This is a genomic window from Mitsuaria sp. TWR114 (genome assembly GCF_007997345.1).
The window spans coordinates 1-14,263 of record NZ_VOSR01000170.1; the positions used below are offsets into that span (position 1 = coordinate 1).

12 protein-coding genes and 1 pseudogene are annotated in these 14,263 nt (G+C 69.4%); 9 read left to right on the forward strand and 4 right to left on the reverse strand.

Annotated features, from left to right (window positions below):
• From FUT87_RS07985 to FUT87_RS08005, 5 genes and pseudogenes are all read left to right on the forward strand, one after another.
• Positions 1–311: pseudogene (locus FUT87_RS07985) on the forward strand (ATP-binding cassette domain-containing protein); the annotation flags it as partial.
• Positions 312–321: 10 nt separating this feature from the next.
• On the forward strand, positions 322–768 hold the full coding sequence (locus FUT87_RS07990) for a thioesterase family protein (RefSeq protein ID WP_147240686.1): 447 nt from the start codon (positions 322–324) through the stop codon (positions 766–768).
• Between the two features lie 13 nt (positions 769–781).
• Positions 782–1,219 (forward strand): RidA family protein, encoded by a 438-nt coding sequence (locus tag FUT87_RS07995; protein WP_147240687.1) that lies wholly within the window; start codon positions 782–784, stop codon positions 1,217–1,219.
• A 66-nt stretch (positions 1,220–1,285) separates the two neighbouring features.
• Positions 1,286–2,479 (forward strand): acyl-CoA dehydrogenase, encoded by a 1,194-nt coding sequence (locus FUT87_RS08000; RefSeq protein ID WP_147240688.1) that lies wholly within the window; start codon positions 1,286–1,288, stop codon positions 2,477–2,479.
• Between the two features lie 100 nt (positions 2,480–2,579).
• Positions 2,580–3,353 carry a class II aldolase/adducin family protein gene (locus FUT87_RS08005; protein ID WP_091732569.1) on the forward strand — a complete coding sequence of 258 codons (774 nt, stop codon included), beginning with the start codon at positions 2,580–2,582 and terminating at the stop codon, positions 3,351–3,353.
• An 87-nt stretch (positions 3,354–3,440) separates the two neighbouring features.
• On the opposite strand, the gene FUT87_RS08010 is transcribed toward FUT87_RS08005, so the two are convergent.
• The gene (locus FUT87_RS08010) at positions 3,441–4,025 is read right to left on the reverse strand and encodes a PH domain-containing protein (RefSeq protein ID WP_147240689.1); all 585 of its coding nucleotides are present in this window, start codon (positions 4,023–4,025) and stop codon (positions 3,441–3,443) included.
• A gap of 17 nt (positions 4,026–4,042) precedes the next feature.
• Positions 4,043–5,956 (reverse strand): glucokinase, encoded by a 1,914-nt coding sequence (locus FUT87_RS08015; RefSeq protein ID WP_091732595.1) that lies wholly within the window; start codon positions 5,954–5,956, stop codon positions 4,043–4,045.
• 404 nt (positions 5,957–6,360) lie between these two features.
• Between FUT87_RS08015 and glk the strand changes: the two genes are divergently transcribed.
• The 4 genes from glk to FUT87_RS28555 all read left to right on the forward strand — a co-directional run bounded on the left by glk (position 6,361) and on the right by FUT87_RS28555 (position 11,173).
• Positions 6,361–7,371, forward strand: a complete 1,011-nt coding sequence (glk, locus tag FUT87_RS08020; RefSeq protein WP_254783554.1) for a glucokinase — start codon at positions 6,361–6,363, stop codon at positions 7,369–7,371.
• A 328-nt stretch (positions 7,372–7,699) separates the two neighbouring features.
• Positions 7,700–10,495: a TonB-dependent receptor gene (locus FUT87_RS08025; RefSeq protein WP_222617082.1), complete on the forward strand. Its 2,796-nt coding sequence runs from the start codon at positions 7,700–7,702 to the stop codon at positions 10,493–10,495.
• Positions 10,496–10,667: 172 nt separating this feature from the next.
• Complete coding sequence (locus FUT87_RS08030) at positions 10,668–11,018, forward strand: XRE family transcriptional regulator (RefSeq protein ID WP_183480634.1); 351 nt, start codon at positions 10,668–10,670, stop codon at positions 11,016–11,018.
• Entirely contained in the window at positions 11,015–11,173 is a 159-nt protein-coding gene (locus FUT87_RS28555; protein ID WP_186830422.1) for a hypothetical protein, read from the forward strand. The genes FUT87_RS08030 and FUT87_RS28555 overlap by 4 nt, the downstream gene beginning before the upstream one ends.
• 231 nt (positions 11,174–11,404) lie before the next feature.
• Here the strand turns inward: FUT87_RS28555 and FUT87_RS08035 are convergent, their stop codons facing one another.
• Together FUT87_RS08035 and FUT87_RS08040 are read right to left on the reverse strand one after the other, a co-directional pair.
• On the reverse strand, positions 11,405–13,576 hold the full coding sequence (locus tag FUT87_RS08035; RefSeq protein WP_147240690.1) for a glycoside hydrolase family 13 protein: 2,172 nt from the start codon (positions 13,574–13,576) through the stop codon (positions 11,405–11,407).
• A gap of 75 nt (positions 13,577–13,651) precedes the next feature.
• Positions 13,652–14,263: 2OG-Fe(II) oxygenase (locus tag FUT87_RS08040; protein ID WP_147240691.1), on the reverse strand; the 612-nt coding region annotated here is incomplete at its 5' end.

A 14,263-nucleotide genomic window follows, 5' to 3' on the forward strand; every position in this document is an offset into this window, starting at 1 on the left:
GGCCAGCAGCTGTCCGGCGCGAGCAGCAGATGCTCGCCATCGGCCGCGCGCTGGTCACCAATCCGCGGCTGCTGGTGCTGGACGAGGCCACCGAGGGCCTGGCGCCGCTGATCCGCGAGGACATCTGGCGCTGCCTGGACACGCTGCGCCAGGCGGGCCAGACCATCCTGGTGGTCGACAAGTATGTGAAGCGGCTGATCCGCCTCGCCGACCGGCACAGCATCGTGGAGCGCGGCCAGGTCGTCTGGCGGGGCGACTCCGCGGCGCTGGCGGCCGATCACGGCGTGTGGCACCGCCATCTGGGCGTCTGAGGAGGACGATGTGACGAATGCCGCCTTCGAGCGAGAGGTGCTGGTCCGCTTCGGTCATTGCGACCCGGCCGGCATCGTGTTCTTCCCGCGCTACTACGAGCTGCTGAACGCCTTCGTCGAGGACTGGTTCAACGAGGGCCTGGGCGTGTCGTACGCCGAGCTGCTGGGCCCGCGTCGCATCGGTCTGCCCACGGTGCAGCTGCAGACCAATTTCGAGCGCATCAGCCGCCAGGGCGACCGGCTCACGCAGCGGCTGTGGATCGAGCGGGTGGGGCGCAGCTCGCTGTCGCTGCGGGTCCGCTTCGACGGCGCCGACGGCGCGCGCGTGAGCTTCGGCCAGGTGCTGGTGTGCACCTCGCTGGAGACGCATCAGTCCCAGCCCTTTCCCGAGGACGTCCGCGCCGCGCTGGTGCGAGCGGTCCAGGCGCAGCAATCCCATCAATCGTCCGAGCAGTAGAGGAGTCACGACGATGAGCCACGAGAACGAGAAGAACACCCCCGCCGCCAAGCGCCTGCTGCAGCCGGCGGCCTGGGCCGCGCCGCGCGGTTATGCCAATGGCGTGGCCGCGGTCGGCACGCAGGTCTTCGTCGCCGGCCAGATCGGCTGGAACGGGCAGTGCCAGTTCGAGAGCGACGATTTCGTCGACCAGGTGCGGCAGGCCTTGATCAACATCAAGGCGGTGCTGGCCGAGGCCGGCGCCGAGCCCAGGCACATTGCGCGGATGACCTGGTACCTGGTCGACAAGCGCGAGTACGTCGCGCGCGGCCGCGAGGTCGGGCAGGCCTACCGCGAGGTGCTGGGCAGCGAGTACGGCATCGCGATGACCGCCGTGCAGGTGGCGGGGCTGATCGAGGATCGTGCGAAGGTTGAAATCGAGGTGACGGCGGTGGTGCCGGCGCGGGACTAGGATCGGTCCCAGCCTGCGCCGCGTCCCGAGAGACGCAGTCACATCAACAGGAACGGAAGAGACATCATGAGCCAAGCATCCAAGGCCGCGAAGGCCGCATTCCACTGGGACGATCCGCTGCTGCTGGAGCAGCAGCTGAGCGACGACGAGCGCGCCGTGCGCGACGCGGCGCGGGCCTACTGCCAGGACCGGCTGGCGCCGCGGGTGCTGGAGGCCTTCCGGCATGAGAAGACCGACGCGGCGATCTTCCGCGAGATGGGCGAGCTCGGCCTGCTGGGCCCGACCATCCCCGAGGAATACGGCGGCGCCGGACTGAACTACGTCTGCTACGGCCTGATCGCGCGCGAGGTCGAGCGCGTGGACAGCGGCTACCGCTCGATGATGAGCGTGCAGAGCTCGCTGGTGATGGTGCCGATCCACGAGTTCGGCAACGAGGCGACCAAGCGCAAGTACCTGCCCAAGCTGGCCAGCGGCGAGTGGATCGGCTGCTTCGGACTGACCGAGCCGAACCACGGCTCGGACCCGGGGTCGATGATCACGCGGGCGCGCAAGGTCGAGGGCGGCTACTCGCTCAGCGGCAGCAAGATGTGGATCACCAACAGCCCGATCGCGGACGTGTTCGTCGTCTGGGCCAAGGACGACGGCGGCCAGATCCGCGGCTTCGTGCTGGAGAAGGGCTGGAAGGGCCTGAGCGCGCCGGCGATCCACGGCAAGGTGGGGCTGCGCGCGTCCATCACCGGCGAGATCGTGATGGACGAGGTGTTCTGCCCCGAGGAGAACGCCTTCCCCGACGTGCGCGGCCTCAAGGGCCCGTTCACCTGCCTGAACAGCGCCCGCTACGGCATCGCCTGGGGCGCGCTGGGCGCGGCCGAGGCCTGCTGGCACACCGCGCGGCAGTACACGATGGATCGCAAGCAATTCGGCAAGCCGCTGGCCGCCAACCAGCTGGTGCAGAAGAAGCTGGCGGACATGCAGACCGAGATCACGCTGGGCCTGCAGGGCTGCCTGCGGCTGGGGCGCATGAAGGACGAGGGCACGGCGGCGGTGGAGATCACCTCGATCATGAAGCGCAACAGCTGCGGCAAGTCGCTGGAGATCGCGCGCACCGCGCGGGACATGCTGGGCGGCAACGGCATCAGCGACGAGTTCGGCATCGCGCGCCACCTGGTCAATCTCGAGGTGGTCAACACCTACGAGGGCACGCATGACATCCACGCGTTGATCCTGGGACGGGCGCAGACGGGGATCGCGGCGTTCTGAACGCCTGTCCTGAACGCGACAGCCGCGCTGGCGGTCCGGGAGGACGATCCGCCGCGGACCCGGCCCGATGAAGGGCCGGGCGCGACCAGGAGACGCGTTCATGGACGACATCACCGCCCGGATCCCATCGCTCAAGGGCCAGGTCAGCGACGCCGAATGGCAGCTGCGCGTGGACCTCGCCGCCTGCTACCGGCTGGTGGCGCGCTATGGCTGGAGCGACCTGATCTTCACGCACATCAGCGCGCGGCTGCCCGGCGACGCGCATGAGTTCCTGATCAACCCCTACGGCCTGATGTTCGACGAGATCACGGCCTCCAGCCTGATCAAGGTCGACGCGCTCGGCAACAAGCTGCAGGAGACGCCGTTCCCGGTGAACCAGGCCGGCTTCATCATCCATTCGGCCATCCATGCGGCGCGGCCGGACGTGGGTTGCGTGCTGCACACGCACACGCGGGCCGGCGTGGCGGTGTCGGCGCAGAAGGACGGCGTGCTGCCGATCTCGCAGCAGTCGACCTTCGTGCTGGCCTCGCTGGCGTACCACGACTACGAGGGCGTTGCGATCCGTCCGGACGAGCAGCCGCGCTTGCAGCGCGACCTCGGCGACAAGATCTTCTACTGCCTGCGCAACCACGGCCTGCTGACCGTGGGCAGGACCATCGGCGACGCCTTCCTGTCGATGTACACCTTCGAGAGCGCCTGCCAGATCCAGATCGCCGCGCAGTCCGGCGGCGCGGCGCTCACGCCGGTCGACGACGCGGTCATCCGCGGCACCGCCGAGTCGATGCGGGTGCAGACCGGCGGCCTGGGCGGGGCCTTCGTCTGGCCGACGCTGCTGCGGCAGGCGCATCGGCAGTGCCCCGGGTTCGACGCCTGAAGCGAGACGCCCCGCTGCCGGCGGGGCGGCTGGGCGCGTGGCCAGCGCGGGCCGCCAGGGTCCGCCTGGGGCCGCCAGAAGCCGGGCTCAGCCCCAGACCCGCGGTGGCCGTCCCAGGCTGGTCTCGGTGAGCAGCGTGCGGGTGCGATCGTCGAGGGCCTCGGGCGGCACCCGCGCCAGCGCGAGCCGCGCGAACTCCGGCAGGCCCATCAGCATCGCCGAGACGCGCACGCGGGTGCGCTGGTGGTCTTCCAGCACGAACCATTTCATGCCCGGCGAGAAGCGGATCCGCCGGACGTCCGCCCAGCGCATGACGCCGCGCCGGCCGAGCAGGCGGCCATAGGCGATGGCCTCCTCCGACACCTGGTGGCGGCCGTAGACGTAGTCCAGGATCATCGGCGCCGACATCAGCCCGAGGCTGATGAAGCAGAGCGTCGTCCAGACGGTCGCGGTGGGGTTCTTGCCGACGGTGTTGGAGATGATCGCGAGCCCGAAGAAGAACACCGCGCCGACGACGCCGATCACCAGCGTGCTGACCGGATGGCGCAGCAGCTGCGCCTCGGCCTCGGGACGGGGCTTCAGCCGGTTGCGACCGACCCAGCCCATGACGAGCGCCATCGCGGCGCCCCAGAGCGTCCATTGGACGAGCGATTGCCACCAGGTGTCTTGCATGCGGGATCGCGTCTCCCTCAGCGGCTGTGCGCCGTCAGCTTGGCCAGCGGCGAGGCCAGGCTGACGCCCGGCGCCGCGCGGCGCGCGCTGACGCGGCCGTCCTCGTCGGTCTCGTCCAGGTCCGGATGCGCGGCGCCGAGCACCGCGCCGGCCGGTCCCGCCGGATCGCGCCGCATCGCCACGCCCACCGCCAGCATGTCGATCACCAGCAGGTGCAGGATGCGGCTGATCATCGGCAGGTGCGTGGCGACGTCCTCGACGTGGTCGACGATCAGCGCCGCGTCGGCCTTCTTCGCCAGCGGCGACTGGCTGGCGGTGATCGCCACCACATGGGCGCCGCGCTCGCGCGCCGCGTCGGCCACCGCGATCAGCTCCGGCAGCTTGCCGCTGCTGCTGATCAGCACCGCCACGTCGCCGGGCTTGAGCGTCTGCGCCGCCAGCAGCTGCAGCCGCGGCTCCACGTAGGCGTTGCAGGCCACGCCCAGGCGCAGGAACTTGAACTGCGCATCCTGCGCGACCACGCCGTAATGGCCGATCGCGAAGAACTCGATGCGCGAGGCCTTCAGCAGCAGCTCGATGCTGCGGTCGATCATGTCGCGGTTGAGCTGGCTGCGCACCTGCAGGATCGCCGACGCGGTGTTGCCCAGCACCTTCTCGCCGAGCTCGACCATCGAGTCGTCCTGCGTCACCTGCGTGTGGCTGACCGGCACCGTGCCCGTCAGGCCCGATGCCAGCCGCAGCTTGAAGTCGGACAGCCCCTCGCAGCCCAGCGAGCGGCAGAAGCGGATCACCGTCGGCTGGCTGACGTTGGCGGCCTTGGCGATCTCGGCGATCGGATCGTTCAGCACCTTGCGCGAATGCGCCAGCACATGGTCCGCGACGCGCTGCTCGGCCGGCGACAGGCCGTCGCGCGCGCGGCGGATCTGGCCGACGATCGCCGACGCGCCGCCGCTGGTCTGCAGGCTGCGCAGCTGCGCCTCCAGGATCGCCGACGCGCCCTTGAAGGTGGCGTGCTCCGCGGTGATCACGAAGGTGGGAATCGCGGCGACGTAGTCGGAGAAGCGGCCCTTGTCCTCGAAGCGGGCGCGGAAGCGCGAGCGGTCGAAATACTCGCCCAGCCGCGGCACGATGCCGCCGCCGATGTAGATGCCGCCCAAGGCGCCCAGCGTCACCGCCAGGTTGGCCGCGGCCGTGCCCAGCAGCGTGCAGAAGAGCTCCAGCGTCTCCTCGCAGACCGGGTCGGTGGCCTCCAGCGCGCGGGCGGTGATCTCCGGCGCGCTCAGCGGCTCCGACGGGCGCTGGAGGTAGTCCGCCATCGCGCGGTGCATCAGCTCCAGGCCCGGGCCGGACAGCAGGCGCTCGAAGGAGACGTGCTCGTACTCGTTCCAGGCGAAGCGCAGCAGCGCGATCTCGCGTTCGTCGCGCGGCGCGAAGTTGGTGTGGCCGCCTTCGGAGCCCAGCGAGATCCAGCCCTCGCCCGCCGGGATCAGGCCCGACACGCCCAGGCCCGAGCCCGAGCCCAGCAGCCCGATCACGCTGTGGGCGCGCGGCTCGCCGCCGCCGATCTGGCGGATCTCGCCGCCCCGCAGCCGCGGCAGCGCCATCGCCAGCGCGGTGAAGTCGTTGACGACCACCAGCGTGTCCAGGCCGAGGCGCTGGCGCGCTTCCTCGATCGAGAACTGCCAGTGGTAGTTGGTCATCCGGACCTGGTCGCCCTCGACCGGGTTGGCGATCGCGATCGCCGCGTGCGCCACCCGCAGCTGGCGCGGCAGGCGGTCCATGAAGGCGCGCACGGCGGCGTGGAAGTCGGCGTGCTCGGCGCAGCGCAGCAGCGCGATGTGCTCGAACTCTCCCGGGGAGGTCTCCAGGGCGAAGCGGGCGAAGGTGCCGCCGATGTCGGCGATCAGCCGGGGACTGTCGAATTCACGCATGAAGGAGAGGTGCTGGCCGCCTCGGGCCTGGCATGGATCCGGGCGAATCCAGGCGGCGGGGGGCGTCGGGGAAGGGGCGATTATGGCCTCCACGCTCGGGAGCGCCGGAAGGGTTCGCCCCTAGCCGTTCCCTGGTCTTGGCAGCTGGCGCTGTAGTGAGACTACAGTGATTTTTCGAACCATCGGTGGCATGGATGGGAAGGTAAAAGTGATTGGTGACAAGCGCTTGCCAACGAAATCGGAATGATTGCGTCATGGCCACCGTCGCGAAAAGTGCGACCGGGTGACAGTGCTCTTGTGCGATTGCTGTAGTTTTGCTACCTTGCGCGGATTCCGCCTCCGAGGCGGCCTCCGGCGCACCTTTGGGGTGCGCTTCAACAAGCCAAACAAGCAGGACAAGCACAGTGCAAGCAGATCAGGGTGTGGCGACGACGGGCGCCGCGGGGTATCCGTGGCTGGTGGCGGACATCGGCGGCAGCAATGCCCGCTTCGCGTGGGTCGACGGCCCCGGCAAGTCGGTCGAGCATGTGCGCAAGCTGCCGGTCGCTCAATATGAATCGCTGCGCGCGGCGGCCGAGGCCTATCTGAAGGAACTCGCCGGTCTGGGCATTCAGGCGCGGCCCCGGCGGGCGTCGCTGGCGCTGGCGACCGCGATCAAGAGCGACCGCATCGAGCTGACCAACAGCCACTGGACCTTCTCCCGCAGCCAGCTGCAGGCCGACCTCGGCCTGGACGAGCTGCGGCTGCTGAACGACTTCGAGGCGCTGGCGCTGTCGCTGCCTGGCCTGCGGCCGGACCAGGTGGCCGCGGTCCCTGGGCCCGCGCTGACGACGCCGCGCGGCACGCTGGCGGTGATCGGGCCCGGCACCGGGCTAGGCGTCGGCGGCGTGATCGAGACCTCGGGCGGCTGGATCGCGCTGCCGGGGGAGGGCGGTCACATGACCCTGGCGCCGACCAATGACTACGAAAGCGAACTGCTCGCCGTCGCGCGGCGCGAGTTCCCGCATGTGTCGGCCGAGCGCTTCCTGTCGGGCATCGGCCTGCCGACGCTGCATGCCGCGGTCGCGACCGTGGCGGGCCAGCCGCCGGCGCAGCGCCTGACCGCGGAGCAGATCGTGGAGCGGGCACTGGGGGGCGACGAGATCTGCGCGCGGACGATGACGCAGTTCAGCGCCTTCCTGGGCAGCTTCGCCGGCAGCGTCGCGCTGGCGCTGGGCGCGCGCGGCGGCGTCTACATCGGTGGCGGCATCGTGCCGCGCCTGGGGGATCGCTTCTTCGAGTCGCCGTTCCGCGAGCGCTTCGAGGCCAAGGGGCGCTTCGCCTCCTACCTGGCGGCCGTTCCCTGCGTGTTGATCACCGACACCCTGACCGCGCTGGCCGGCGCCGCTTTCGCGCTGGAGCAGTCGGTGCGCTGAGGAAGCGCCATGCTGTAGTACAGCTACATCACCAAGCCAAAACGGCGACCCGCGCGGTCGCGTTTTTCATTTCCGTTGATCATTTTGCGGCTTTATCGGTGGAAACCCGCAGTCTATTCGTCGTTTTCACACCATAAATCGGCTAACTCAATAGCGCCAGGGTTTGCGAGAACTAGGTGGGTGATCTAGTTTTAGTACAGAATTCTTTCCGAACAAGGGGTTCCGTGGTCCCTGCAACGTGAACCTCCCGGTCGCAGTGCCCCGCAGGACGAGCCAGCGAGCGCCAGAAGACGCTCGAGCGCAGCCAGAGCTACAGGAGACAAACCCAATGAAGACATCGCACGCCCCCCGCGAGCTGTTCCGTGTGCAGCCGGTCGCCGCCGGCTGCCTGGTGACGCTGGCCCTGATGGCCGGCGCCGCCCAGGCGCAGCAGGCCCAGACCGAAACGGACAAGGAAGCTGCCGCCAAGGCCGCGGCCGACAAGACGCTGGAGACGGTGACCGTCACCGGCATCCGCCGCGGCATCGAGGCCGCCATCTCGGTCAAGAAGAATGCCGACGCGATCGTCGAGGCCGTCTCCGCCGAGGACATCGGCAAGCTGCCCGACGTGTCGATCGCCGAGTCCATCGCCCGCCTGCCCGGCCTGTCGGCCCAGCGCGTCGCGGGACGCGCGCAGGTGATCTCGGTCCGCGGCCTGTCGCCCGACTTCGCGACCACGCTGCTCAACGGCCGCGAACTGGTCTCCACCGGCGACAACCGCAGCGTCGAGTTCGACCAGTACCCCTCGGAACTGCTCAGCGCCGTGGTGGTCTACAAGACGCCGGAAGCGGGACTGGTCGGCCAGGGTCTGTCGGGCACGATCGACATGCAGACGGTCCGCCCGCTGAATTTCAGCAACCGCGTGGTGACGCTGAACGCCCGTGGCCAGCGCAACTCGCTGGGCAAGGCGGCCGACGCCAGCGCCACCGGCAACCGCCTGAGCGCCAGCTACATCGACCAGTTCGCCAACCGCAGCATCGGCGTGTCGCTGGGGTATGCGCACCAGCAGACGCCGGTCCAGGAAGAGCAGGTCGGCTTCTATGAGCCCTGGGACCAGACCGGCCGCACCGGCCTGCCGGCGGGCACCTACAACTCCGGCGGCATCAAGGCCCTGCGCCGCACTGGCAAGAGCGAGCGCGACGCGCTGATGGGCACGATCGAGTTCCGTCCGAGCCAGAACTGGACCAGCGTCGTCGACGGCTTCTGGACCAAGGCCAAGCAGGTCGACACCGCCAACCAGTTCGAGATGAACCTGGGCTGGAACGGCAACAACCCGCCGGCCGGCCTGAACTGGTCGAACCCCACCGTCAACGACAACGGCACCCAGACCGGCGGCACGCTGCTGAACGCCTATCCGCTGGTGCGCGGCATGTACAACAAGCGCGACGACAAGATCGTCGCCGCGGGCTGGAACAACAAGCTGAAGTTCGAGAGCGGCCTGTCGCTGACGGCTGACGTGAACTACTCGCGCGCCACCCGCAACGAGCTGAGCCTGGAGAACAACACGCAGCTGGCCCGGGCCTCCGCGACCGACTGGCCGCTGGACAACGTGGGCCTGGCGTTCCGCACCGGCGGCTTCTCGCAGATCGTGCCGGGGCTGCGCAACTATTCGGACCCGACCCAGCTGCTGCTGCAGAACACGATCTACGGCTCCGGCTACGGCAAGGTGCCCAGCGTCAAGGACGAGCTGACCGGCTTCAAGCTGGTGGGCAACCTGCCGGCGCCCGACTTCGCCTCCGGGCTGTTCTCCGACTTCGAGGCGGGCCTGAACTACGCGGACCGCTCGAAGAAGAAGCGCCAGCCGGAAGGCAACATCAACGTCGGCGCGCAGGGCGACACCGCGATCGCGCCGGACCTGCAGTACAGCCCGGTGGACCTGAGCTTCGCCGGCCTGGGCCTGATCCCGGCGTGGAACGTGCCGGGCGCGGTCGGCCGCTACATGACCTTCGCGCCGACGGAGACGGCCAGCTACCTGATCCCCAAGGCCTGGCAGGTCAAGGAGAAGACGACCACCGCCTTCCTGAAGGGCAACCTGGACGCGACCACCTTCGGCGTGCCGATGCGCGGCAACATCGGCCTGCAGGTCGTGCGCACCGACCAGTCCTCGCAGTCCAACTACTGGGACGCGACGCTCAACAACAACGCCGGCGGCGTGAAGCCGATCGAGGGCGGCAAGACCTACACCGACTACCTGCCCTCGATGAACCTGTCGTGGAGCCTGCCGGGCGAGCAGACGGTGCGCTTCGCGCTGGCCAAGCAGATGGCGCGTCCGCGGGTGGAGCAGCTGAACGCCGGCCTGGAATTCGGCGTCAACGGCACGACCGGCAGGCCGGGGGCCACGGGCGGCAACCCGACGCTGAATCCGTGGCGCGCCAACGCGGTCGACCTGTCGTGGGAGAAGTACTTCGGCAACAAGGCCTACGTGGCGGCGGCCGCCTACTACAAGGACCTGCGCAGCTACATCTACAAGCAGACGGTGGATGGCTACGACTTCTCGCGTTTCGTCGTCGACTACGTGCCGCAGCCGGGCCAGCCGCCGGCGCAACTGACCGGCGATTTCACCGCCCCGTACAACGGGCAGGGCGGCCAGCTCAAGGGCCTGGAGCTGACGGCGTCGCTGCCGCTGAACCTGGTGAGCCCGATGCTGAACGGCTTCGGCATCGTCGCCAGCGCGACATTCAACGACAGCAACATCTCGATCAAGGATCCGGACAGCGCGAGCAGCGTGGGCAGCGGGCCGATCTCGCTGCCGGGCCTGTCCAAGCGGGTCTACAACCTGACCGCGTACTACGAGGCCAACGGCTTCGAGTTCCGGATCAGCCAGCGCAAGCGGTCCGACTTCATCGGCGAGATCGGCAACTTCAACGGTTCGCGCACGCTGCGCTACGTGGTGGGCGAGAGCATCGTCGACGCGCAGATCGGCTACAACTTCACCGAAGGTCCGCTGAAGGGACTGGGGCTGCTGGCGCAGGTCAACAACCTGACCGACGAGGCCTACCGCACCTACGCGCAGACCAAGGACCGCCCGCTGGAGTACATCAAGTGGGGCCGCACCTTCCTGCTGGGGGCGACTTACAAGTTCTGATGGCCCGCTGAAGCCACCGGGCCGGGCCCGGTGGGCCGAGTGATGCAGCCCCGCACGGCGAGAGCCGGCGGGGCTGTTTCTTTGGATCAACAAACATAGATGTTGGCAAATCAGCCGTTGTACTAATATCTATGTCATGCCAAAAAGACCAGCCGCGATCGAGCAGATGCCCATGGCCGTGCTCGCGCACCTGCGCGAACTGGGCGAAAACCTGTCGTTGGCGCGCAAGCGAAGACAGGAGCCGCTGAAGTCGTGGGCTCGGCGGATCGGCGTTTCTGAACCGACGCTGATGCGCATGGAGAAGGGCGACCCGACGGTGTCGATGGCGGTCTACGCGACGGCGCTGTGGCTGATGGGGCGCGACGCGGCCCTGCCGGACCTCGCGGCGCCGGAGCATGATCGCGGGGCGCTGGCGCAGGCTGTGCGGGTCGCCCGTCAGCGGGCGGTGAAGCGCCGAACGACGATCGATGAGCGACTCGCCGCCGGCAGCGACGGCCCAGTGAAGCCAGGAGAGGACGCATGACGATGGACAGCGGGGCCTATGAGCCGACCGACCAGTTGTGGCTGTGGTGGCTGGGCGACCCGCAGACGCCTCGTCTCATCGGCGAGCTGCGCCTGGTCCGGCCGCTGAAGGGCGTGTCCCTCACCTACTCGGAGGCTTGGTTGTCAGGGGCATGAATCGACGATCGACAACGCGCTCACCGAGGCGCGCTTCTTTGGCCTGAAGGAGCGGGAGGCCGAAGCCGAGGTGTCCCCGGGTCGCCAGCGCCGTGGACGGCTGGCGAGATCACTTCCAACGCGCCGGCGTGTCGCCGCGCGACATCGCGTTGCTTGCGGATCAGATCGATCGGCCCTTCCTTGCCCGCCAGCGCGCGGCGCATCTGGCTTGAGCCCGATCCCCGACCGGACTCAATCGCCCACCAGCACCCGCCCGCTCAGCGGGCCGATCTCGATCAGCAACTGGCCGTTGCCCGCCGCCTTCATCGGCGCGCCGGGCGTCAGCGCGTCGATGAAGGGCGTGGCGCGCAGCGCCGGCGGCAGCGCGATGGTCACCCGCATCGGCTCGGTGGCGTTGTTCATCGCCACGATCGCGCTGCGGCGGCCGTCCTGGCGCAGCAGCACGATCACGTGCTCGTCCAGCCACAGCGGCGCGGACAGGCTGCCGTGCCGCAGCACCGGCTGCGACTGCCGCAGGCCGACCAGCCGCTTGACCTGCGCGCGCAGCGCCAGGTCCGGCTGCCCGCCTTCGTCGGCCCAGGGGTAGGGCGCGCGGTTGTACGGGTCCTCGCCGCCGCCCAGGCCCACCTCGTCGCCGTAATAGATCGTCGGCGCGCCCGGGTAGCTCATCTGGAAGAACATCGCCAGCAGCAGGCGTCGCTTGCCGTCGGCGACCTTCTCCGGCGGGCTGTCATCGCGCACGCCGAAGTGATGCAGCGCGCGCGGCTGGTCGTGCGAGGACAGCAGCGTCATGGACGCGAACAGCGCCTGCGGCGGATAGGACTCGCGCAGCAGCTCCAGATTCTGGTAGGCGCGCTCCGCGCTGACGCCGGCCGCGAAGTCCAGCACGGCATTGCGGAAGATGTAGTTCATCGTCGCGTCGAAGGTGTCGCCGAGGAAGAACTTGCTGGCGTCGAACCAGGTCTCCGCGATCGTCAGCGCCTCCGGCTGGTGACGCTTGACCGCGATGCGCCAGGCGCGCCAGAAATCGTCCGGCACCCAGGGCGCGACGTCCATGCGCCAGCCCGCCGCACCGCGGTCCAGCCAGAACTGCATCACGCCGTCCCGGCCGAAGGCGTAGTCGCGGAAGGCGCGGCTGGACTTGTCCAGCTCGGGCAGGTCCTTGATGCCGATCCAGGCGGCGTACTGGTCGTCGGGCTTGGGCCGGGAGAGGTCGAAGCGGAACCAGCTCGCATAGGGCGAGGCCGGGTTGGCCTTGCCGTTGTCGAAGGCGCCGCCGGCCGGGAAGTTGCCGAAGCGGTTGAAGTAGGGCGAGTCCGCGCCGACGTGGTTCAGCGAGGTGTCCGGGATCACGCGCAGGCCGCGCTTGCCGGCCTCGCTGGTCAGGCGCTGGAAGTCGTCGTTGCTGCCGAAGGCCGGATCGATGCGCTTGTAGTCGCCGGTGTCGTACTTGTGATTGCTGGCGGCCTGGAAGACCGGCGTCAGGTACAGCGCGTTGACGCCCAGCTCGCGCAGGTCATCGAGCTTGTCGATGAGGCCGGCCAGGTCGCCGCCGAAGAAGTCGTTGTTGTAGACCGCGTCCGAGCCGTCGCCGCTGCCCGGCTTGTACGGGCGGTCCAGCCAGCGCGGATGGCGCTCGATGCCGTGGTCCTGGTACCGGGCCTGGCCGACCTGCGGATCGTTGGAGGTGTCGCCGTTGCGGAAGCGCTCGGGGAAGACGTAGTAGTAGATGAGGTCGCGCGCGAAGCCGGGGACGGCGAAGTCGGAGGCGTGGATGGTCTGGCGATAGCGGCGGATCGAGAACGGCCCCTTGGCATCGGGGCCCTCGGGCAGCGGCGCGATGCTGGCCGGCCCCATCGAGCCCTTCTCCTTGGTCCAGTGGATCGGGTCGGCGTTGTTCTGGACGACGTAGCGGGCACCGTCGATCGTGGCGATGAAGTAGTAGCCGTAGACGCCCGCCGCGCCGAAGCGGTGGCGGGCCTTCCAGCGCTCGCGGCCCTCGGCGGTGCCGGCCTTGTGCAGCGGCACGCGCGCCTCCTCGGCATAGGCGATCAGGTCCTCGTTGCCCTCGACGCGGCGGCGCTCGACGACCAGCTCGAGCTTCTCGACGCCGGGCAGCGCGGTCAGCTGGAACTCGATCCAGGTCTTGGCCGGCTGCGCGCCGAAGGGCGTCTTGAAGGCGGCGAGGCGCGAGTCGTAGCGCAGGCTTGCCGCGACGGCGCCCAGCGACGCGGCGCAGGCGCCCGAAGCGCTCGGCGTGGGCATCGCTGGAGGTGGGCCGGCCTCGTCGGCCCGCGCGGCCAGCGCCGGCCCGGTGGCGTACAGCGTGGCCGCCAGGCCGGTCAGCAGCGCGGCGGGGAGGGACGCGAGCGGCGCGCGTCGGCGTGGCAAGGAGGCGTGCATGGCCGGGAACGCTACCTCGGATTCGAGGCGAGAGCCCTCGGGGTCAGCCCTTCTTCGGGCTTGCGTCCCTCCGGCCTACGCGCTCACGAACGGGCGCTCCCGCATCCAGGTCGTCGCGACCCATTTCTCGCCCTGGACAACGGCCGCGCTGGCGTGCAGCGAGGCGTGGTCCAGTTGCCCTTGGGGATTGGTGTATTCGAAGTAGACGGCGTGACCGCGCTGCGGCGACACCGCCCAGCCGACCGCCGGGAAGACCGTTTCGCCGCCGGCGGGCACGTCGTTCAGGTAGGTCACCAAGGTGCTGACGCGCTGGCCGCTGCGATCGATCGAGGCCCGGTTGGCCGGGTTGGACGGCACGAGGAAGTCGTAGTGGGGCGCGCTGCCGGCGCCTGGCGGGTAGTGCAGGACCTGCAGGCCTTCGGCGTGCGCGACCGGGAGGTTCATCAGCTCGGCCAGGCGCTGCTCCAGGCGCGCGATCAGCGGCGTCTCGGCGCGCCGGAAGAACATGCCGAAGCTGCTGCGCAAGCCGCTCACCACGTCGCGACCGGTGTGCGGATCGACGAGCGTCGAGGGCCGCAGTCGCGGGCGCGCCAGCGCGATGAGCTGCTCGCATTCATCGGCATCGATCACGCCGTTCAGCACCGCCAGCAGCGGTTGCGCCGCGCGCGCGGCGACGCGCACGAGGCG